Raw genomic sequence first — 19,537 nt, 5'->3', positions numbered from 1 at the left:
CGGCGTCCGCGATCACCTGCGCGACGTCCAGGTGCTGGCGGACGTAGGCACCGCCCCCGCCGTGCTCCGCGACCGGCCCGGACGCGTCGGCCGCCGCGGTCGGGATGGAGTGCGTGGTGAAGACCAGGTGGGCCCCCTCGCGCACCTCGTCCGGCAACCCGGCCAGCGAGGCGAGGACCCCGTCGATCATGGGCTCGACGAAGCCCGGGTGGTTGAAGTAGTGCCGCAGCTTGTCCACCCGCGGCAGCTCCGCCACGCCCTCGTCCGCCAGCGCGGCCAACGCGTCGGCCAGGTTCTCCCGGTACTGCCGACAACCCGAGTACGAGGCGTACGCGCTGGTCGCCAGGACCACGATCCGCCGACGCCCGTCCGCGACCATCTCCCGCATCACATCGGTCAGGTACGGCGCCCAGTTCCGGTTGCCCCAGTACACCGGCAGGTCCACCCCGTGCTCCGCGAAGTCCTTGCGCAACGCGTCCAGCAGTTCGCGGTTCTGCCCGTTGATCGGACTGACCCCACCGAAACCGAAGTAGTGCCGCCCGACCTCCTTCAACCGCTCACGCGGGATACCCCGCCCCCGCGTCACGTTCTCCAGGAACGGCACGACGTCGTCGGGTCCCTCGGGGCCGCCGAAGGACAGCAGCAGGAGGGCGTCATAGGGGGCGGCGAGGCCTTCGGCCACGGGCGCCTCGGGGGCACGGAGCTGGTCTGACATGTCTCGAATCCTGCCACCACGCGTTCGCCGACGAGAAGCGGCCGCGTCCGCATGCCGGACGCGGCGCGGATAAGGTGAGCCTAAGTCGCATCGAGTCGAGTCCGTCCAGGTCCGGGTCCACGGGCGGTCCCCGTGCGGGCGCCGCGTCGCCGCCCGTAACCTGTGGGGGCGAATGACGTCCCTTACGGAGATCCCTTGCCCAGTCCCTACCGCGTGATCTTCGCCGCCCCCGGCACCAAAGGGTTCAGCATCGCCGGCCTCATCGGCCGTCTGCCGCTGTCCATGGTGGGCGTCGGCATCCTCACCATGATCTCCGAGATCACCGGCCGCTACGCGATGGCCAGCGCGCTGACCGGTGCGCTCGCCCTCTCGGCCGCTTTCCTCGGCCCCCAGATATCCCGCCTCGTGGACCAGTACGGGCAGCGCCGCGTCCTGCGTCCCGCGACGCTGGTCTCCGTCATGGCCGTGGCCGTCATGCTGTGGGCCGCGGCCGACGGCTGGCCGGACTGGACCCTGTTCGTGTGCGCCGTCGTCGCCGGATGCGTCCCGAGCGTCGGCTCGATGGTGCGCGCCCGCTGGACCACGATCTACCGCGACTCCCCGCGGGAGTTGCACACCGCGTACTCCTTCGAGTCCGTGGTGGACGAGGTCTGCTTCATCTTCGGTCCGATCCTCGCCATCGGGCTGTCCACGACGTGGTTCCCCGAGGCCGGCCCCCTGATCGCCGCCGTCTGCCTGCTCGTCGGCGTCTGGCTGCTCACCGCGCAGCGCGACACCGAGCCCGAGCCGCACCCGCGCGGCGAGCACACCGACCGCGCCTCGGCCCTGCGCTCCCCCGGCCTCCAGGTGCTGACGGCCACGTTCGTGGCCACCGGCGCGATCTTCGGTTCCATCGACGTCTCCACCCTGGCGTTCGCCGAGGAGCAGGGCAGCAAGTCCTCGGCCAGCTTCATCCTCGCCATCTGGGCCCTCGGCTCCTGCCTCGCCGGAATCGTGTTCGGCCTGCTCCATCTCAAGGGGCGGACCGAACTGCGCTGGGTACTGGGCGTATGTGCGATGGCCGTGAGTATGATCCCCCTCCTACTGGCCGGGAACCTTCCGTTTCTGGCCGCGGCGCTCTTCGTCTCGGGCCTCGCCATCGCTCCCACGATGATCACCACGATGGCCCTGATCGAGGCGCACGTACCCCGCGCGAAGCTGACCGAGGGCATGACCTGGATCAGCACCGGGCTCGCGGTCGGCGTCGCCGTCGGCTCCTCGGTGACCGGCCTGGTCATCGACGCGGCCGGCGCGCAGCGGGGGTACGTCGTCTCCATCACGGCGGGAACGGTCGCGGCGGCGGTGGCGTTCGCGGGTTACCGCCGGCTGACGAGGCCGGCGCAAGGGGAGGAGCCCTCTAGCGATGGCGCAGACACCGACAGTGCGGACGGCGGGGAAGAGCGGGCCGGCCGAGTGGCGTAACTGGGCGGGCAACGTCCGGGCCAGACCCACCCGCGTGGTGACACCGACCTCGGTCGGGGAGCTTCAGGAGGCGGTCCGGCGGGCCGCCGAAGAGGGCCTGCGGGTGAAGGCGGTCGGCACCGGCCACTCCTTCACCGCGGCGGCCGCGACCGACGGGGTCCTCCTGCGCCCGCAGGCGCTGGCCGGCATCGAGGAGGTCGACCGGACGGCCGGCACGGTCACCGTGGCGGCCGGCACGGTCCTGAAGGACCTCAACCTGGCCCTCGCGGCACAGGGCCTGTCGCTCACGAACATGGGCGACATCATGGAGCAGACGGTCTCCGGCGCCACCAGCACCGGCACGCACGGCACGGGCCGCGACTCCGCCTCCATCGCCGCGCAGATCCGCGCCCTGGATCTGGTCACCGCCGACGGCAGGTTGCTGCACTGCTCCGACAAGGAGAACCGAGAGGTCTTCGCGGCCGCCAGGCTCGGCATCGGCGCGCTCGGCATCGTCACCTCGCTGACCTTCGCCGTGGAGCCGCTGTTCTTCCTGACCGCCCGTGAGGAGCCCATGGGCTTCGACCGGGTGACCGCCGAGTTCGACGAGCACGTCGCCGAGAACGAGCACTTCGAGTTCTACTGGTTCCCGCACACCGACAACTGCAACACCAAGCGGAACAACCGCAGCCAGGGCCCGGCGGCCCCGCCCGGACCGGTCAGCGCCTGGATCGAGGACGAGCTGCTGTCCAACGGCGTCTTCCAGGCCGTCAACTCCCTCGGGCGCGCCGTCCCCGCCGCCGTCCCCGGCATCGCCAAGGTGGCCAGCCGCGCCCTCTCGGCCCGCACCTACACGGACATCCCGTACAAGGTGTTCACCAGCCCGCGCCGGGTGCGGTTCGTGGAGATGGAGTACGCGCTGCCCCGGGAGAACGCGGTGGCCGCGCTGTGCGAGTTGAAGACGGCGGTCGAACGTTCCGGGCTGCGGATCAGCTTCCCCGTGGAGGTGCGCACGGCTCCGGCGGACGACGTCACCCTGTCGACGGCCTCGGGTCGCGAGACCGCCTACATCGCGGTGCACATGTACCGGGGCACGCCGTACCAGGCCTACTTCACGGCGGCCGAACGGATCTTCACCGAGTACGGCGGCCGGCCGCACTGGGGCAAGGTGCACACCCGGGACGCGGAGTACCTCGCCGGGGTCTACCCGCGCTTCGGCGAGTTCACCGCGCTGCGCGACCGGCTCGACCCGGACCGGCTCTTCGGCAACGACTACCTGCGGCGCGTGCTGGGGGCCTGACCGGATCCGCCGACGGGCGGTCAGGAGCCGCTCGGCTCCGGCGCCCCCCGCCCCGGGGCGGCGCCGCCCGTGCCGCCGTCCGGCGTCGGCGGCGGCACGGGTGTCGCCGACCCGGACGGCTTGCCGCTCGGCGTGACCGACGGGGACGGGGAGACCGGAGGGGACGGGGTCCCGGAGGGGGCGGGGCTGCCGCTCCCGTCGCCGCCGGGGAGGGAGGGGCTCGGGGAACTCCCGGAACCGGGGGTCCGCCCATCGCCGGCGCCCTTCCCGTCCTCGGCGCCCTTGCCGTCCTCACCGCTCCGGCCACCGTCGCCGTGCCCGCCCTGCTCGCCGCCCTTCCCGCCCGTGCCCGGCCCGTTCCCGGGCGGGGCGGGGCGGTGGTCGGCGGCCTTGCGGGTGCCGGCGGACAGGAGGGTGTCGCCGCCCTTGCTCACGGAGGTGCCGGCGACGGCCTCGTACGTCCCGAGTCCGCCGATGGCGACGGCGAAGGCGGCCGCCGACGCCACGGCGGTGCGCTTCCAGCCCCGTACGCGGGTGCCGTGCACGGTGGCGTCGCCGAACTCCCCCGACGGTTCGGCGGCGACCGGGGGCGCCGTCGTCCCGGCGTCGACCCGCCGGCGCGGCGGTACCTGACGGCCCCCGGGGCGGGCGCCCTCGCGCAACTGGTCGCCGGTGCGCCGGAAGACGTGTCCGATGACGGGCCCGCCGGCGGTGGCGACCACGCTGACCACACCTGCTCCGACGATGGTCCCGTAGACGCCGAGTTGCGAGGCGAGCAGCGCCGCCCCGACCGTGGCGAGGGATGTTCCCGCGACCTGAGCGACGCTCAGATCGAGTTTCTTCCCCTCGTCCGCCCGCTCCGGTCCGGTTTCGCCTGCCGTCTTCTGACCCATCGCCATCCCCTGTATGTCACGCCTCTCGCGCTCGTGGTCCGTCAGCAGTTACTGACACCTGAGCGAAAGGGAAAGTTCCGTTTCTGGGGATTCTGTGAAGCACAACACCCGAAATCGGGCGCGCCCGCAGGTCGGCCCGGATTCGGACCCGATTTCGGGCAGCCCAACTCCCGCCGTCCGGGACAAGTTCGGCGGCGCGGCGGTCCACCCAGGTGGCCCGAATGGAGTACTGTGGCGAGCCCTGGGGCCGTCCTTCCTTACGGATGTCCGGGCTCGGGAGAGGGAGCCGAATAATGGAGAAACGGCACTCAAGACCGGTGATGCCGCGGTATCGCACGGGTTCCTGCTGCGCACAGTAATCAATCGGTCACTGTGTGTGCCCAACAGGTAACCGTGCCATAACGTCGATCAAGGGCGCTTGCCCGACACGCCGGTTTAACACGGCAAGGTTGTGGCAGGCTGCACCCGGGCAGGCCACACTCGACTAGCGGAAGCAGCGACGCACGTGACGTCGGCAGGCACCACCCGGGAGGTCCCCATGCCCGAACTGCGTGTCGTGGCCGTCTCAAATGACGGCACACGACTGGTGCTCAAGGCTGCGGACAGCACGGAGTACACGCTTCCGATCGATGAGCGGCTGCGGGCTGCCGTGCGCAATGACCGCGCGCGCCTGAACCAGATCGAGATCGAGGTGGAGAGCCACCTCCGCCCCCGAGACATCCAGGCCCGTATACGAGCCGGTGCCTCCGCGGAGGAGGTCGCCCAGCTCGCCGGCATCCCCGTCGACCGGGTCCGGCGCTTCGAGGGTCCCGTACTCGCCGAGCGCGCCTTCATGGCGGAGCGCGCCCGCAAGACGCCCGTCCGCCGCCCCGGCGAGAACACCGGACCCCAACTCGGCGAGGCCGTACAGGAACGGCTCACGCTGCGCGGGGCCGACAAGGACTCCGTGCAGTGGGACTCCTGGCGCCGCGACGACGGCACGTGGGAGGTCCTCCTCGTCTACCGGGTGGCCACGGAGATGCACTCGGCGAGCTGGACGTACGACCCGCCGCGCCGGCTGGTCGTGGCCGTCGACGACGAGGCCAGGTCCCTGATCGGCGAATCGGACGACCTGCCGGCGACGCCGGAGCCGAGCTTCCCGTTCGTGCCGCGGATCGCCCGACTTCCGCGGGACAGGCCGCTCGACCGGGCCCTGGACCGCCAGTTCGAACGGCCCGACACCCGGACCCCTCCTCCGCCCGAGCCGGAGGAGGAGCGGGACACGCTGACCAGCCTGCTGGAAGCGGTCCCGAGTTTCCGCGGCGACATGGTCGTCCCGGAACGCGTCGAGACACCGGTCGAGGAGATCGAGGTGGAGGAGCCGCCGGCCCCGGCGGCGTCGGCGGGCGCCGGTTCGGCGTACGCGGACGTGCTGATGCCGCGCACGGTGGCGGGCCACCGCGACCGGCTCACCGGTACGACGGACCGCCAGGCCGAGGCCGACGGCGTCCGGCCGGGTCGCCGCGCGGCGGTCCCCAGTTGGGACGAGATCGTCTTCGGCACCCGGCGCAAGAAGCAGGAGTAGCGCGGCCCGTGCCGGGTCGCCGCCCGTCGGCGGCGACCCGGCACGGCCTGCCTCCCACCGGCCGGCGCCCGCCCTACTGCGGGTCCGGTCCCGTCGCCACGGGCCGCTCCGGGTCCGAGGACCACTGCGACCAACTGCCCGCGTACAGGGCCGCCGGGATTCCGGCCACCTCCAGGGCCAGCACCTCGTGGGCCCCGGAGACACCCGAGCCGCAGTACACGCCCACCGGGGTGTCCCCGCCCGCGCCCAGCGCCTCGAAGCGCGCCCGCAGCGCTCCGGCCGGCAGGAACCGGCCGTCCTGCGTCACGTTCTCCGTGGTCGGGGCCGAGACCGCGCCCGGGATGTGACCGCCGATCCGGTCGATCGGCTCGACGTCACCGCGGTAGCGCTCCCCCGCCCGGGCGTCCAGGAGGAGTCCGGCGCGGGCCAGGTCGGCCGCCCCGTCGGCGTCCAGCAGACCCAGGGCCCCCGGGTTTGGCTTGAAATCGCCTTCCGTGGGGTTCGGCGTGTCGGAGGTCACCGTTCCGCCCGCCGCCGTCCAGGAGGCCAGGCCACCGTCCAGGACGCGCACCGCCGGGTGACCCGTCCAGCGCAGCAGCCACCAGGCCCGGGCCGCGGCCCAGCCCTGGCCGCCGTCGTACACGACCACCGGGGTGTCCGAGCCCACGCCGGCGCGGCGCATGGCCGCCGCGAAGGCCTCCGGGTCCGGCAGCGGGTGGCGTCCGCCCGACCCGGGCGGACCTGCCAGTTCACGGTCGAGGTCGACGTACACGGCGCCCGGCAGATGGCCCGCTTCGTAGGCGGGGCGCTGGTCGGGGCCGCCCAGTTGCCAGCGGACGTCCAGGAGCACCGGCGGCCGGGGGCCGGCCAGCTCGTCCGTCAGTTCGGAGGCCGAGAGAATCGCAGTCATGGGCCCATCCTGCCCCCGCCCCGGGGTCCGCGTAACGCGCCGGACACCCGCGGGGCCGCAGGGATTCGGTCATCTCTCTTCCCGGCCCGGACGACCCGGCCCGGTCGGGGCGCGCCGCGTGTCCCGGGGTGCAAGCATCGGGCGGGTACGGGGACGAGACGGAGGAGACTGCTGACATGACCGAGGCAGCGCGGGCTTCGCGGCGCCCGCCCGGCACACCCTGCTGGGTGAGCCTCATGGCGCACGGTCTCGGGAGCACCGAGGCCTTCTACGCCGACCTCTTCGGCTGGGAGTACGAGCCGGGGCCGCAGCACCTCGGCCCGTACGTCCGGGCGTTCCTCGACGGTGACGAGGTGGCGGGCATCGGCCAGCTGCCGCCGGACCGGGACCTTCCGGTCGCCTGGACGACGTACTTCGCCACCGACGACGCCGACGCGACCGCCGAGGCGATCCGGTCCTGCGGCGGCACGGTCGCGGTGGGCCCGCTGGACGCCGGGCCGGTGGAGCGGATGGCGATCTGCTCCGACCCGCTGGGCGCGATCTTCGGGATCTGGCAGGCCGGGGACCGGCCCGGAGCGCGGCCGTTCGGGATGCCCGGCTCGCCCGTGTGGAACGAGCTGCTCACCCAGGAGAGCGTTGCCGTCGGCACGTTCTACTCGTACGTCTTCGGCCACGAGGCGGAGGAGTACAAGGGCCCGGACGCCGAGCTGTACGCGGACGGGCCCGGCGGCCTGGACTACCTGACGCTGCTGTTGGCGGGCCGGCCGGTCGCGGCCGTGCACGGGGTCGGCCGGGCGCTGCCCCGCGACCGGGGGCCGCACTGGATGACGTACTTCGAGGTGGCCGACCCGGACGGGGCCGCCGAGCGGGTGGTGGACCTGGGCGGACGGATCGTCAGCCCGGCCCGGGACCGGATCCGCGGCCGGCTGGCCACGGTGGCGGACCCGGAGGGGGCGGTGTTCTCCCTGATCCGGTCCTACGGCGAGGGCGACCCCGCGTGAGGTGACCGGGCCGGTGGGCGGTGCGCCGCTCGGCGTGCCGCCCGCCGTCACCGGACGAGGAGCACGATCGCCGACCCCCACACGGTGAGCAGGACGTTGCCGAGGGCGTACGGGACGGTGCAGCCCAGACCCGGGATCTGGCTGCGGGCGCGCTCGTTGAGGGCGCCGATCGCGGCGGTGGTGGTCTGGGCCCCGGCCAGCGCGCCCAGCAGGGTGGGTAGCGGGATCCGCAGCACGAAGTGCCCGAACAGGAATCCGAGCACCAGGGGCAGCGTGGTGGCCACGGCCCCGCCGACGAGCAGCGGCCAGCCCGCCTGGGCGAGGCCACCGGCGAAGCTGGGCCCGGCGTTCAGGCCGACGATCGTGACGAACATGCACAGCCCGAGGGTGCCCAGCAGCCATTGGGCGGCGGAGGGCAGGTTGCCGTACGTCGGGTGCTTGCTGCGGACATGGCCGAAGACCAGTCCCATCAGCAGGACGCCGGTCGAGGTGGACAGGGACAGCGGGGCGCCGGCGGCGTGCAGGGCCGGGATGCCGATGCAGCCGCCGATGAAGAGGCCGCTCGCGATCCACACCATGTCGGTGGCGAAGGTGGTGGGCACCGCCTTGCCCAGTTCCTCGGCCGCCGCGTCGACCAGTCGGCGGGGGCCGGTGAGGACCAGGGTGTCACCGCGCTGGAGGGAGTTGGCGCGGCCCATCGGGAGCTCGGCGCCGGACCGCAGCTGGCTGACGATGAACACGCCGGTCATGAAGTCCTCGTGCCGCAGGGTCCCGACGGTGGCGCCGTCGGTGCGGTGGCCGGTGAGGACGATGTGCAGGGTCTCGGTCCGGTAGCCGAGCAGTTCGATGTCGTCGGACTCCATCCCGATGTGGGTGCGCGCGTCGAAGGCGACGAGGTCCCCGCGGACGGCGCTGACGGCGACGGTGTCGCCCAGGCGCAGCCGGGTGTCGGTGTCGTGCTCGATGATCCGCCCGTCCCGGCGGACCCGGGTGATGTAGATCCGGCGGTCCAGCTCGCGCTGCTCCGCCTCGAACTCCCCGATGCCGCGCCCGGCGAACCCCTCGACGTCCACGTCGTAGGCGCGCAGGACGTGCTGGTAGTAGCCCTGGCCCGCGTCGGGGTCGGGGTCCGGCACGGCGCTGTCGAGGTCGGCGGCGAGGACGGCGCTGTCGGCGGCGAGGTCGCGGCGCAGCAGCCGAGGCAGGACCGTGGGCAGCAGGACGGCGGGCAGGACGGTGCCGAGGGGGTAGGTGACGGCGTAGGCGATGGCGACGAGGTGCGCCTGGTCCTGGGCGTCGGCGGGGCTCAGGCCGGGGAGGTGGACGATCGTGTCGGCGGCGACGCCGATCACGGAGGACTGGGTGAGGGCCCCGCCCAGGAGGCCCGCCGCGAGGCCGGGGCCGTAGCCGAGCAGGGAGGCGAGCAGCCAGCAGGTGGCGAGGCCGCCGATGCAGACGACCAGGGTGAGCAGGAGCTGGGGGACGGCGTCCTTGCGCAGCGACCGGAAGAACTTGGGGCCGACGTCGTAGCCGAGGGCGAAGAGGAACATCAGGAAGAAGAGGGACTTGATCGGCCCGGTGATCTCCACGTGGGTCTGTGATCCGATGATCAGCCCTGCGACGAGGCAGCCGGTGACGGCGCCGACGGCGAAGGTCTTGTAGCGGATCCGGCCGATCTGGAACCCCACGGCGACGGTGAGGAAGACGAGCAGCTCGGGGTACGGCTCGAAGACGTGCTGCCGTAGCCAGTCCATGCGCGCTCCCCCTCGATCGGGCCGGTGCCCGATCCCTGCCCGGGGGCGCGGGCCCCGGCAACGCCCGCCGGGGCCGTTCCCCCTATCGGCCGAGCGCGGAGCGCAGGGTGAGCCCGTACCGGACGCGCAGCCGGCGCAGCTCCCACACCGACAGCGCGGTCACCGACAGCGGTGGTCCGACCAGGAAGAGGAGCCGGACGGGGAGCGGGGCGTGGACGGGTGGCGCGTCGAAGACCTGGACCGCGCACATCGCCCACACCAGGGCCGGGGATATGAGCGGCGGGAGCACCTCGTGGACGTCGGCGGTGCGGAAGGTGTGGTGGACGCCGTACATCACCGAGGCCAGGCCGAAGGGCAGCGCGAACACGTAGGCGGCGCCGAAGACGAGGTTGAGGGCGGTCCCGACGCCGCCCGGGAAGTCGGTCAACGTCCCTGCGGGTCCGGCGAGCAGGATGAGCGCGACGGTACCGAAGAGCGCCCCGAGGGCGGTGAGCGGACCGCGCAGCCGGGCCCGATAGAACGCGGGGCCGGGTCGCCGGGCACACAGGACGAAGGTGGCCAGCGCGATCGGTACGAGGACCAGCAGGACGCCCGCGCTGAGGAAGAACTCGACGAACTTGTCCTGCACCACGGAGCCCGCCGAGCGGCTCAGCGGGTAGGAGTAGAGCAGCCAGCCGGTGGCCAGGAATCCGATGGTCGTGCGGGCGACCTTGGCGGTCTCGATCTGCGGGTCGAGGAGCCGCCCGGGCCGGGCGGGGCGTTGCAGCCGGGCGGCGACGGTGAACGGCAGCATGAGGAGGATGGTGCAGCCCGAACGGTCGTCGTTCCCCGGTCCCCCGGCACTTCCGGTACTCCGCACGTGCGTGCGCATGGCGTCGCCCCCCTGACGATCATGAACACCGCATCATAAGGGCAGCGTCGACACCGGGGCGGCGGGGGGCGGGGCGACGGGCGTCCGCCCTGCCGACCATCCGCATCCTTCCTATGATGATTCGTACTGCTTTGAGCACTGACGCGAAGGTGGTAACTCCATGCCCACTGGCCTCACGGTCGACGCGGTAGGCCCGGTGGACGTCGCCGTGGTCGCCTTCGACGGCAACCGGTTCAACGGCGACGTCGCCCCCGCCCTGCGCGAACTTCAGGAGAGCGGGGTGGTCCGGATCCTCGACCTGACGTTCATCAACAAGGGACCGGACGGGTCCGTCGCCGTGGTGGAACTCGACGACGCCGCGGTGGACGAGGCGTTCCGGCGGGTGACCGGGGACGGCTTCGACCTGCTCAGCGACGACGACCTCACCCGAGTGGCCGAGCAACTGCCGGAGAACTCGTCGGCGGTCGTCCTCGTCTGGGAGAACACCTGGGCGTCCCGGCTCGCGGCTGCCCTGCGGGAGTCCGACGGGCAGGTGGTCTTCATGGAGCGGATCCCCCGCGCCGAGGTCGTACGGGCGATCACCGCCCTGGACGAGGAGGGCTGACGACATGGTGATGCGTCGACGGATGGGACGGCCGGGCCTGCTCGGCACGATGGCCCGGACCGCGGTCGTGGCCGGCACGGCCACCGCGGTGTCGGGACGGATGCAGCGCGCGGCCGCGGACCGCGGCGCCGACCAGCAGGCGGCGGCCGAGGCCCGGGAACAGGAGCTGGTGGACCGAACGGCCGCCCAGGTACCGGTCGCCGCTCCGGCACCGCCCGCGGTGGACCGGGTCGGTCAACTGACCCAGCTGGCCGAGCTGAAGGCGCAGGGCGTGCTCACGGAGGCGGAGTTCGCGGCGGAGAAGGCCCGGATCCTGAGCGGCTGAGGCCCTTCGGACACCCCGCGGCCCCCGGGCCGCCCCTCAGCCGTGGTTGACCGGGAGGACGTCCGGGGAGAGGGCGCCCGCGTGGGCCGCGGCGGACGTCATCCGCTTGCGGTGGTGGCGGCGGCACAGGACCTCGTAGCCGATCTCGCCCGCCGGGCGGTTCACGTCGCCGACGACGACCTGGGCGCCCTCGACCACCATCTCGCCGCCGACCGTACGGGCGTTGTGGGTGGCGCGGGCGCCGCACCAGCACAATGCCTCGACCTGGAGCTGTTCGAGACGGTCCGCGAGTTCGATCAGGCGCTGCGAGCCGGGGAAGAGCTTCGTGCGGAAGTCCGTCGTGATGCCGAAGGCGAAGACGTCCAGACCCAGGTCGTCGACGATCCGGGCGAGCTGGTCGATCTGCTCGGGAGCCAGGAACTGGGCCTCGTCCACGATCACGTAGTCGGCCTTGCCGCCCTTGGACAGCTGCGCGACCAGGTACGCGTAGAGGTCCATGCCCTCCGGCGCCTCCACCGCCTCGGTCACCAGTCCCAGGCGCGAGGACAGCTTGCCCTCGCCCGCCCTGTCGTCCCGCGTGAAGATGACGCCCTGCAGGCCCCGCGCGTCACGGTTGTGCGCGATCTGGAGCGCCAGGGTGCTCTTTCCGCAGTCCATCGTTCCGGAGAAGAACACCAGCTCGGGCATGGCAGGGCGGGACCTTTCGGGTCGTGGGCGACGAACGGGGCGGGGAAGGGTGGTGGGGTCGGTCAGGTGCGGACTTCGAGCAGCGGGACCAGCTGCTCGGCCGCGGTCATGGAGCCGTGCATGCCGACGAGCGCCGACTCATTGGGCTCGTTGCGGGACGCGGTGATCGCCACGTCCGCCTGGGCGGCGGCGATCACGTCGCCGATCCGACCGAGCACGCGGTCGTCGCACTCCCCCGGAGCCCCGAACCAGCCCAGTTCGAGGGCCTCTTCGCGGCTCGCGACCCAGAAGCGGTCGCCGAGGACCTCGCGCCACACGGTGAGTACGTCGGCCTCGGCGCCCGGTACGGCGTACACGTGCCGGGCCCGGCCCTCGCCGCCGAGCAGGGCCACGCCCGCGCCCAGTTCCCAGTCGTCGTCGAAGTCGATCCGGGAGTCCTCGTCGAAGGGGACGTCGACCATGCCGTGGTCGGCGGTCACGTACAGCGCGGTGCGCGGCGGCAGCTGTTCGGCGAGGCGCTGCACGAGCCGGTCGACGAACATGAGCTGGCCGCGCCAGGCGTCGGAGTCCACGCCGTGCCGGTGTCCGGCCCCGTCGAGCTCGCTGTAGTACGTGTACACGAGCGAGCGTTCGGCGGCCGCGAGCTGGATGGCCGCGAGGTCCATTCGTTCCTCGCCGGTCATCCGGCCGTGGAAGGTGCCGCCGCTGAGCGCGACCTTGGTGAGCGGCGTGGTGCGGAAGGTGGGCGAGGACACCTGGGCGGTGTGCACCCCCGCGGCGTCCGCGAGCTGGAACACGGTCGGGTAGGGCTGCCAGGGCTTGGGCGCGGTCCACGGCTGCCAGCGGAGCTGGTTCATCAGCTCGCCGGAGGCGGGGTTGCGCACGGTGTAGCCGGGCAGGCCGTGGCGGGCCGGCGGCAGGCCGGTGCCGACGGACGCCAGGGAGGTGGCGGTGGTCGCGGGGAAACCCGCGGTGATGGGGTGGCCGGTGCCGCCGCGCGAGCCGGCGAGGAGGGAGGTGAGGTACGGGGCCTCGTCGGGGTGGGCCTTGATCTGCTCCCAGCCCATGCCGTCGACCAGGAAGACGCAGTTCCGGTCGGCCGGGGTGAGCTCGGCGATCCCGGCGGCGAGGCCGGGCACCCCCTGACCGGCCGCGAGGGTCGGCAGGAGGTCGGCGAGCGAGCCGGTCCCGTAGTGCGGGACCGGGGCACCGGCGAGGTCCAGCAGTTCCGGTTCGTCCTGCCAGTTCGGCGGCGCGGAGTACGACATCAGCGGGCGGTACCGGAGGTGGCGGCCGTCGCCTCGGAGAGCGCCTGGGCGAAGACCAGGGTCTGGCGCACCGTCTCGGGGCCGTCGCCGGCCTCGCTGACCCGCAGGCTCAGGTCGTCGGCGGTGGAGTTGCCGGTGTAGCCGTGGTCGGCGTCGCAGTTCGCGTCGCCGCAGGCGGCGGGCTCCAGGTCGATGCGAGAGACGGCGCCCCAGCCGATGGTCAGCACGACCTCGCGGGGCAGGGTGCCCGGGGTGTAGGACTCCGGGTTGGCGACGACGCGGCTGAGGACCACGGAGGAGATGCTGCTGAGCTTGACCGACTCGGTGGAGGTGGTCGCGTACGGGGAGGGGGACCCGGCGTCGGCGGCCTGCTCGTCGGTGTGGCTGACGATGAAGCGGTTGCCGGTGAGGACCAGCACGGTCACGTGCCGGCGGACCTCGTTGGAGTCGAAGGTGGTCTCCTGGTGGACCAGGTACGACGAGATCGGCTCGCCGCCCACGGCGGCCTCCACCGCCTCGGCCACGAGGGCCGGGTAGTAGCCGCTGCGCTCGATCGCCGCGCGCAGCCCCTGGGTCGTCGTACCGGATTTCGCCATGAGGTCCATCCTAAGGCCCCTCCGGGGTCCCCCTACCTGCCCGTCGCTCAGTAGCTGGGCAGGGTGCGCGGGCCGAGGTCGGTACGGGCGGGCGGGTGGGCGACGCGGACGGTGGCGCTCAGCACGGAAAGCCCCTCGGTGGCGACGACCACCGGCTCCAGGGAGACCCCGACGACCTCGGGGTGGTCGTCGACGAGTCGGGACAGCCGCAGCAGGAGTTCCTCCAGGGCGCGCGTGTCGACGGGGTCGCTGCCGCGCCAGCCGAAGAGCAGCGGGGCGGTGCGGATGGAGCGGATCAGCGCGGCGGCGTCCCGGTCGGTGGCGGGGACGAGCCGGTGGGCGGTGTCGCCGAGCAGCTCGGATGCGACGCCGGCGAGACCGAAGGTGAGGACGGCGCCACCGACGGGGTCGATGACCGAGCGGACGACGGTGTCCACGCCGCGCGGCACCATCGCCTGTACGACGGGGAGCAGCTCGGCGGGCTTGCCGAGGGTGTCGGTGAGCTCCTCGTACGAGCGCCTCAGCTCGGCCTCGGTGGTGAGGTCGAGGCGTACGCCGCCCAGGTCGGCCCGGTGGCGCAGGTGTGGGGCGGTGGTCTTGAGGGCGACGGGGTACCCGAGTACGCGGGCCGCTCGGGCCGCGGCGTCGGGGGTGGGTGCGGGGAGGACGGGCAGGACGCGGATGCCGTAGCGGCCGAGCAGCTCGCGGCCGTCCGCCTCGTCCAGGGTGGCGACGGAGGCGGGGGCGACGTCCGCGAGCAGGCGGGCGAGCAGGCCGGCGGCGCCGGGTTCGTCGATGTCCTCGTACTCGGGGACCTGGCCGCCCTCGGCGTTGGCCCGGCGCCACTGGCCGTAGCGGACGGCTTCGGCGAGGGCCTTCACGGCCCGCTCGGCGGCGGGGTAGGTCGGGATCGGGCCGCCGCCGGGCGGCGCGTCGGCGTCGGCGTCGGCGTCGGCGTCGGGGGCCGGGTCCCCGGCGGCTTCCGCGGGGCCGGCCGGCGCGGCCGGCGGGGTCCACGCGGGACCGCGGGGGGCGGCCGCTGCCGGGGAGGTGGCACGGGCGGCGGACAGGGCTTCCACCAGGGCGCCGAGTTCCACGTGGACCACGGCGACGGGCTTGCCCGGCGCCTCGGCCGCGGCCTCGCGCAGGGCGGCGGCGAGGTCGTCGGCCAGGGCCTGCTCGCCCACCCAGGGGATGGCCGTGACGATGACGGCGTCGTGGTCGGGCGAGGCCAGGGCGGCGGAGAGGGCGGCGCGGAAGTGGGCGGGGGTGGCCGCGGTGGTCAGGTCGAGCGGGGGCCGCGGGCGCAGCCCCTCCGTCAGGCAGGCGTCGTAGGTGAGGACGCCCAGGGACTCGGAGTTCCCGAGGATGGCGACCCGGGGGCCGGCGGGGACCGGTTGCCCGGCGAGCAGCAGGCCGACGTCGACCAGTTCGGTGACGGTGTCGACCCGGATGACGCCCGCCTGCCGCAGCAGCTCGGAGACGGTGCTGTCGGTGAGCCTCGTACCGGGAACGACGTGGCCGGCCGGGGTGTGGCGGCCGCCGCGGGCGACGACCACGGGCTTGACGGCGGAGGTGCGGCGGGCGAGGCGGGTGAACTTGCGCGGGTTGCCGAGGGTTTCCAGGTAGAGCAGGGCCACGTCGGTGGCGTCGTCGTCGTACCAGTACTGGAGGATGTCGTTGCCGGAGACGTCCGCCCGGTTCCCGGCGGAGATGAAGGACGACAGGCCTCCGCCGCGCCGGAGCAGTCCGGACAGCAGGGCGATGCCGATGGCCCCGGATTGGGTGAACAGGCCGACGCGTCCGCGGGCGGCGGCGGGTCGGGGGGCCAGCGAGGCGTTCAGTTCGACCTCGGGGGCGGTGTTGATCACCCCGAAGGCGTTGGGGCCGATCAGTCGCATCCCGTACGAGCGCACCTGCCGGACGAGTTCGCGCTGGCGGGCCAGGCCGGTCGGGCCGCTCTCGCCGTAGCCGGCGGAGAGCACGACCAGGCCCTGCACCCCGTGTTCGCCGCAGCCGGCGACGGCGTCGGGGACCCGGTCCGCGGGGACGGCGATCACGGCGAGGTCGACGGGGGCGCCGATGTCCGCGACGGTCCGGTAGGCCCGTACGCCGTCCAGCAGGTCCCCCTCGATGCCGGGGCCGCGGGCCTCGTTGACGGCGTAGAGGTGTCCGTGGAAGCCGCCGTCGCGGAGGTTGCGCAGGGCCGCCGCGCCGACTCCCGAGCCCGAACGGCTGACGCCGATGACGGCGACGGAGCGGGGGGCGAGCAGCCGTTGGACCGAGCGGGCCTCGGCGCGCTGTTCGCGGGCGCGCTGCACGGCCAGGGACTCGGCGGTGGGTTCGAGGTCGAGGGTGAGGTGGACGGAGCCGTCCTCGAAGCTGCGCTTCTGCTGGTAGCCGACGTCCGTGAACACTTTGATCATCTTGTTGTTGGCCGGCAGCACTTCGGCGGCGAACCGGCGGATGCCGCGCTCCCGGGCCACGGCTCCGATGTGTTCCAGGAGCGCGGAGGCGACGCCGCGGCCCTGGTGGGCGTCCTGGACAAGGAAGGCGACCTCGGCCTCGTCGGCCGGGACGGAGGCGGGCCGCCCGTCGGGGCCGATCCGGTCGAAGCGGACGGTGCCGATGAACTCCCCGCCGATGGTCGCCGCGAGGCCGACCCGGTCCACGTAGTCGTGGTGCGTGAAGCGGTGCACGTCGCGGGCGGACAGGCGCGGGTAGGGCGCGAAGAAGCGGTAGTACTTCGACTCGTCGGAGACCTGTTCGTAGAAGCTCGTGAGCCGCCCCGCGTCCTCGGTGGTGATGGGGCGGATGCGGGCGGTGCCGCCGTCGCGCAGCACGACGTCCGCTTCCCAGTGGGCCGGGTACGAGTGGTCCGACGCGGTCGTCATGGGGTCACCCTAAGGGGCGGACGGGCGGTGCGGACCGGCCTCGACGCGAGCGCGCGCCGAACGCGGCAGTACGGGGCGAACCGGTGCAAGCTGGGGAGGGTCGAACGGCGGTGGATCGGGGCCGAAGGTCGGTCCGAGCATTCGGGGTGCCGTGAGAGACTGGTCTAGACAACCGTAAGAACCTGAAGGGCATCACCATGGCAGAGCGCCGCGTCAACGTCGGCTGGGCCGAGGGCCTGCACGCTCGTCCCGCCTCGATCTTCGTCCGGGCGACGACCGCTTCCGGCGTCCCGGTGACCATCGCGAAGGCGGGCGGCGACCCCGTCAACGCCGCTTCCATGCTGGCGGTCCTGGGCCTGGGCGCCCAGGGCGGCGAGGAGATCGTTCTCGCTTCCGAGGCCGAGGGCGCGGACGCCGCCCTGGACCGCCTCGCGAAGCTGGTCGCCGAGGGCCTTGAGGAGCTCCCGGAGACCGTCTGACCCTTCGGGTCCGGTGACACCTCGAACGAGCGGCGGAGCCGCGGCCCCCGGCGATCCCGGGGACTGCGGCTCCTTCGTCTTTTCGGCCGCGCGACGCCACGGTTCCATGGCTCCGTGGAATTGCGGCGCATCCCCGGCCGCATTCCGGCCTTGCGGCGAAAATTCGGTGCACGGAAATAGCGACTCCACCGAAGGCGGAAAAAGAGCGGGATAAAAGCATGCTCCCGCGGACCGCTCTCCGCGGCGGGCGAATGTCCGGCCACCTTTGTATACGGCCCGTGTTAATGCCGGGCGCTCGACATGTTTACGGCAGGTTGCGGAGTCCTCACCCGCGGCCGGTGCGCATCGGTCGCGCGCGCCGCGTGCTGCGCGGTCAGCGCCCGGGCCCGGTCGGCGTCCCCGCGCGCCACCGCGTCCACGATGGCGCCGTGTTCGGCCCAGGCCTCGACGGGGCGCACGGGCGCCTCCACCGTGTACATCCAGGAGATCTTGCGCCGGGTCTGGGTCAGCAGCGCGATCAGGCCCGGGCTGCCGGACGCCTGGGCCAGCGTCTCGTGGAACCAGGCCCCGAGGTCGCGCAGATCCTCCCCCTGGCCCCTGCGGGCCCGCTCCTGCCCGAGCCGGACCAGCCCGCGCAGTACCTTCAGATGGCCCTCCGTGCGCCGGTGGGCGGCCCTGGAGGCCGCCAGGGGCTCCAGGAGCGTCCGTAGCTCCAGGAGGTCGGCCGCCTCCTGCTCGGTGGGCTCGGCCACGCAGGCACCCGCATGGCGCCGGGTGGTGACGAACCCCTCGGACTCCAGGGTGCGCAGCGCCTCGCGGACCGGGACGCGGGAGACCCCGTACCGGCGGGCGAGGACCTCCTCGGTGAGTCGGCCGCCCGGCCCGAAGAAGCCGGAGACGATATCGTCGCGGATCGCTGTGCATACCGCGTGCGCGGGAATACGCAAGACCGGACCTCCGCTTGAATTCGGTTGCCGGCGCCGTCGCCGGAATCGTGACCGTGTCGCGACTCTATTGCAACACGCGAATATTTCCGAGGACGGCCGGAAATCCGAAACATTCCGCGGATCCGGGGAGGGAACCCGGACGGGGAGGGCGGGGCGGCGACACCGGTGCGGCCGGGACGGCGAAAACGCGGGAACCCCGACAGCCCGAGGGCCCGAAAACGCGGACGACCCCGGCTCGGTGAGCCGGGGTCGTCCGTGAAGACCGGTGGTGCGGTACCGCTCGGGTCAGAGGTTCACGCCGTGCGAGCGCAGGTACGCCAGCGGGTTGATGTCCGAGCCGTACTGCGGGCTGGTGCGCGCCTCGAAGTGCAGGTGCACGCCGCTGGAGTTGCCGGTGGTGCCGGCGAGGCCGATCTGCTGGCCCGGGGCGACCTGCTGGCCGGCGGACACGCTGAGCGAGTCCATGTGGCCGTACTGCGTGTAGGTGCCGTCGTTGTGCTTGATGATCACGTTGTTGCCGTACGCGCCGCCCCAGCCGGCCTCGACGACCGTACCGGCGCCGACCGCGCGGACCGAGGTGCCGAGGGAGGCGTGGAAGTCGATGCCGGTGTGGCTGCCGGAGGACCACATGGCGCCGCCCGCACCGTAGGAGGTGCTGACGTAGGAGCCCGCGATCGGCGAGACGTAGGTGTTGAGGCGCTTGCGCTCCTCCTCGCGGGCGACGCGCTCGGCGGTCTCCCGCTCGGACTTGGCCTTGGCCTCGGCGGCCTCGGCGACGCGCTTGGCCTCGGCGGCACGCTGCTTGGCGTCGGCCTCGGCCTGGGCCTGGGCGGTGACGGCGTCGGCGGCGCTCTGCTGGAGATCGGCCTGGGCCACGATGTCGCCCTGGAGGTCGTTCGCGACGACCGCCGGGTTCTGGCCGGTGTCCTCCATGGAGGGGCCCGAGTTGTCCGCAGCGAAGGCCGGGGCTGCGATGGTGCCGACCACGCCCGTGGTGGCGAGGGCGGCTATACCGGCGTAGCCGGCGGTCTTGCGGCTCAGACGGCTGGAGCCGCGGTGCTTGCCGGAGCCGGTGGGACGACTGCCAAACGCCATGAAGGGGGTGATCCTTTCCTTCCCTCTCGCCTACCGGGTTAGCTGACGGGTTCGGAGCAGGAAGGTCTCCTACGGGCCTCCTCTTGCGAGGCGGTCCGATTCACCCCAGGGACTGTGGGTCCCCGGCTCCCCAGGCTCGCGCCTGACGGGGACTCGGCGATCACTGTTCGGTGCCGCGGATGCGGCGGGCACAA

18 protein-coding genes and 1 riboswitch are annotated in these 19,537 nt (G+C 73.1%); of the genes, 7 read left to right on the top strand and 11 right to left on the bottom strand.

Annotation, left to right across the window (positions count from 1 at the left end):
- On the bottom strand, positions 1 to 715 hold a 715-nt coding region (locus ACZ58N_RS30495; protein ID WP_471166308.1), incomplete at its 3' end, for a ferrochelatase.
- Positions 716 to 910: 195 nt separating this feature from the next.
- Between ACZ58N_RS30495 and ACZ58N_RS30490 the strand changes: the two genes are divergently transcribed.
- The gene (locus tag ACZ58N_RS30490) at positions 911 to 2,176 is read left to right on the top strand and encodes an MFS transporter (RefSeq protein WP_471166306.1); all 1,266 of its coding nucleotides are present in this window, start codon (positions 911 to 913) and stop codon (positions 2,174 to 2,176) included.
- Positions 2,118 to 3,455 carry a D-arabinono-1,4-lactone oxidase gene (locus ACZ58N_RS30485; protein ID WP_471166304.1) on the top strand — a complete coding sequence of 446 codons (1,338 nt, stop codon included), beginning with the start codon at positions 2,118 to 2,120 and terminating at the stop codon, positions 3,453 to 3,455. The genes ACZ58N_RS30490 and ACZ58N_RS30485 overlap by 59 nt, the downstream gene beginning before the upstream one ends.
- A 20-nt stretch (positions 3,456 to 3,475) precedes the next feature.
- Here ACZ58N_RS30485 and ACZ58N_RS30480 read toward each other — a convergent pair whose 3' ends face one another.
- On the bottom strand, positions 3,476 to 4,348 hold the full coding sequence (locus ACZ58N_RS30480) for a hypothetical protein (RefSeq protein WP_471166302.1): 873 nt from the start codon (positions 4,346 to 4,348) through the stop codon (positions 3,476 to 3,478).
- Between the two features lie 538 nt (positions 4,349 to 4,886).
- Here ACZ58N_RS30480 and sepH point away from each other — a divergent pair.
- A complete protein-coding gene (gene sepH / locus ACZ58N_RS30475; RefSeq protein WP_471166299.1) occupies positions 4,887 to 5,912 on the top strand; it encodes a septation protein SepH in 1,026 nt (341 codons plus the stop codon).
- 73 nt (positions 5,913 to 5,985) lie between these two features.
- On the opposite strand, the gene ACZ58N_RS30470 is transcribed toward sepH, so the two are convergent.
- Entirely contained in the window at positions 5,986 to 6,822 is an 837-nt protein-coding gene (locus ACZ58N_RS30470; RefSeq protein ID WP_471166296.1) for a sulfurtransferase, read from the bottom strand.
- Positions 6,823 to 6,998: 176 nt separating this feature from the next.
- Between ACZ58N_RS30470 and ACZ58N_RS30465 the strand changes: the two genes are divergently transcribed.
- The gene (locus tag ACZ58N_RS30465; protein WP_471166293.1) at positions 6,999 to 7,823 is read left to right on the top strand and encodes a VOC family protein; all 825 of its coding nucleotides are present in this window, start codon (positions 6,999 to 7,001) and stop codon (positions 7,821 to 7,823) included.
- 47 nt (positions 7,824 to 7,870) lie between these two features.
- On the opposite strand, the gene ACZ58N_RS30460 is transcribed toward ACZ58N_RS30465, so the two are convergent.
- Both ACZ58N_RS30460 and ACZ58N_RS30455 read right to left on the bottom strand, forming a co-directional pair.
- The gene (locus tag ACZ58N_RS30460; RefSeq protein WP_471166291.1) at positions 7,871 to 9,577 is read right to left on the bottom strand and encodes an aspartate:alanine exchanger family transporter; all 1,707 of its coding nucleotides are present in this window, start codon (positions 9,575 to 9,577) and stop codon (positions 7,871 to 7,873) included.
- A gap of 82 nt (positions 9,578 to 9,659) precedes the next feature.
- Complete coding sequence (locus tag ACZ58N_RS30455; protein WP_471166288.1) at positions 9,660 to 10,370, bottom strand: hypothetical protein; 711 nt, start codon at positions 10,368 to 10,370, stop codon at positions 9,660 to 9,662.
- Positions 10,371 to 10,608: 238 nt separating this feature from the next.
- Between ACZ58N_RS30455 and ACZ58N_RS30450 the strand changes: the two genes are divergently transcribed.
- Both ACZ58N_RS30450 and ACZ58N_RS30445 read left to right on the top strand, forming a co-directional pair.
- Positions 10,609 to 11,052: a DUF6325 family protein gene (locus ACZ58N_RS30450; protein WP_471166286.1), complete on the top strand. Its 444-nt coding sequence runs from the start codon at positions 10,609 to 10,611 to the stop codon at positions 11,050 to 11,052.
- A 4-nt stretch (positions 11,053 to 11,056) separates the two neighbouring features.
- Positions 11,057 to 11,377 carry an SHOCT domain-containing protein gene (locus ACZ58N_RS30445; RefSeq protein WP_471166283.1) on the top strand — a complete coding sequence of 107 codons (321 nt, stop codon included), beginning with the start codon at positions 11,057 to 11,059 and terminating at the stop codon, positions 11,375 to 11,377.
- A gap of 36 nt (positions 11,378 to 11,413) precedes the next feature.
- Here ACZ58N_RS30445 and ACZ58N_RS30440 read toward each other — a convergent pair whose 3' ends face one another.
- The 4 genes from ACZ58N_RS30440 to ACZ58N_RS30425 all read right to left on the bottom strand — a co-directional run bounded on the left by ACZ58N_RS30440 (position 11,414) and on the right by ACZ58N_RS30425 (position 16,822).
- Positions 11,414 to 12,064, bottom strand: a complete 651-nt coding sequence (locus ACZ58N_RS30440; RefSeq protein ID WP_471166280.1) for a thymidine kinase — start codon at positions 12,062 to 12,064, stop codon at positions 11,414 to 11,416.
- Positions 12,065 to 12,126: 62 nt separating this feature from the next.
- Positions 12,127 to 13,332 carry an alkaline phosphatase family protein gene (locus ACZ58N_RS30435; protein ID WP_471166278.1) on the bottom strand — a complete coding sequence of 402 codons (1,206 nt, stop codon included), beginning with the start codon at positions 13,330 to 13,332 and terminating at the stop codon, positions 12,127 to 12,129.
- Positions 13,332 to 13,937 (bottom strand): DUF5998 family protein, encoded by a 606-nt coding sequence (locus ACZ58N_RS30430; RefSeq protein ID WP_471166275.1) that lies wholly within the window; start codon positions 13,935 to 13,937, stop codon positions 13,332 to 13,334. The genes ACZ58N_RS30435 and ACZ58N_RS30430 overlap by 1 nt, the downstream gene beginning before the upstream one ends.
- Before the next feature lie 38 nt (positions 13,938 to 13,975).
- Positions 13,976 to 16,822 (bottom strand): bifunctional acetate--CoA ligase family protein/GNAT family N-acetyltransferase, encoded by a 2,847-nt coding sequence (locus ACZ58N_RS30425; RefSeq protein WP_471166273.1) that lies wholly within the window; start codon positions 16,820 to 16,822, stop codon positions 13,976 to 13,978.
- A gap of 197 nt (positions 16,823 to 17,019) precedes the next feature.
- On the opposite strand from ACZ58N_RS30425, the gene ACZ58N_RS30420 reads away from it, so the two are divergent.
- A complete protein-coding gene (locus ACZ58N_RS30420; RefSeq protein ID WP_351815341.1) occupies positions 17,020 to 17,301 on the top strand; it encodes an HPr family phosphocarrier protein in 282 nt (93 codons plus the stop codon).
- 281 nt (positions 17,302 to 17,582) lie between these two features.
- On the opposite strand, the gene ACZ58N_RS30415 is transcribed toward ACZ58N_RS30420, so the two are convergent.
- Together ACZ58N_RS30415 and ACZ58N_RS30410 are read right to left on the bottom strand one after the other, a co-directional pair.
- On the bottom strand, positions 17,583 to 18,248 hold the full coding sequence (locus tag ACZ58N_RS30415; protein ID WP_471166270.1) for a GntR family transcriptional regulator: 666 nt from the start codon (positions 18,246 to 18,248) through the stop codon (positions 17,583 to 17,585).
- 285 nt (positions 18,249 to 18,533) lie between these two features.
- On the bottom strand, positions 18,534 to 19,343 hold the full coding sequence (locus ACZ58N_RS30410; RefSeq protein WP_471166267.1) for a M23 family metallopeptidase: 810 nt from the start codon (positions 19,341 to 19,343) through the stop codon (positions 18,534 to 18,536).
- A gap of 12 nt (positions 19,344 to 19,355) precedes the next feature.
- Positions 19,356 to 19,512, bottom strand: a riboswitch (cyclic di-AMP (ydaO/yuaA leader).
- Between the last annotated feature and the right edge of the window lie 25 nt (positions 19,513 to 19,537).

The organism is Streptomyces sp. NPDC040432 (genome assembly GCF_055595445.1).
The sequence above is the reverse complement of the archived record's forward strand: the minus strand, read 5'-3'. Positions and strand labels throughout refer to the sequence as shown.

Bases quoted from the DNA above. Each gene is read 5' to 3' on its own strand.
- ACZ58N_RS30485 (WP_471166304.1), top strand. From the start codon at position 2,118: ATGGCGCAGACACCGACAGTGCGGACGGCGGGGAAGAGCGGGCCGGCC.
- ACZ58N_RS30480 (WP_471166302.1), bottom strand. From the start codon at position 4,348: ATGGGTCAGAAGACGGCAGGCGAAACCGGACCGGAGCGGGCGGACGAG.
- sepH (WP_471166299.1), top strand. From the start codon at position 4,887: ATGCCCGAACTGCGTGTCGTGGCCGTCTCAAATGACGGCACACGACTG.
- ACZ58N_RS30470 (WP_471166296.1), bottom strand. From the start codon at position 6,822: ATGACTGCGATTCTCTCGGCCTCCGAACTGACGGACGAGCTGGCCGGC.
- ACZ58N_RS30465 (WP_471166293.1), top strand. From the start codon at position 6,999: ATGACCGAGGCAGCGCGGGCTTCGCGGCGCCCGCCCGGCACACCCTGC.
- ACZ58N_RS30460 (WP_471166291.1), bottom strand. From the start codon at position 9,577: ATGGACTGGCTACGGCAGCACGTCTTCGAGCCGTACCCCGAGCTGCTC.
- ACZ58N_RS30455 (WP_471166288.1), bottom strand. From the start codon at position 10,370: ATGCTGCCGTTCACCGTCGCCGCCCGGCTGCAACGCCCCGCCCGGCCC.
- ACZ58N_RS30450 (WP_471166286.1), top strand. From the start codon at position 10,609: ATGCCCACTGGCCTCACGGTCGACGCGGTAGGCCCGGTGGACGTCGCC.
- ACZ58N_RS30445 (WP_471166283.1), top strand. From the start codon at position 11,057: ATGGTGATGCGTCGACGGATGGGACGGCCGGGCCTGCTCGGCACGATG.
- ACZ58N_RS30440 (WP_471166280.1), bottom strand. From the start codon at position 12,064: ATGCCCGAGCTGGTGTTCTTCTCCGGAACGATGGACTGCGGAAAGAGC.
- ACZ58N_RS30435 (WP_471166278.1), bottom strand. From the start codon at position 13,332: ATGTCGTACTCCGCGCCGCCGAACTGGCAGGACGAACCGGAACTGCTG.
- ACZ58N_RS30430 (WP_471166275.1), bottom strand. From the start codon at position 13,937: ATGGACCTCATGGCGAAATCCGGTACGACGACCCAGGGGCTGCGCGCG.
- ACZ58N_RS30425 (WP_471166273.1), bottom strand. From the start codon at position 16,822: ATGACGACCGCGTCGGACCACTCGTACCCGGCCCACTGGGAAGCGGAC.
- ACZ58N_RS30420 (WP_351815341.1), top strand. From the start codon at position 17,020: ATGGCAGAGCGCCGCGTCAACGTCGGCTGGGCCGAGGGCCTGCACGCT.
- ACZ58N_RS30410 (WP_471166267.1), bottom strand. From the start codon at position 19,343: ATGGCGTTTGGCAGTCGTCCCACCGGCTCCGGCAAGCACCGCGGCTCC.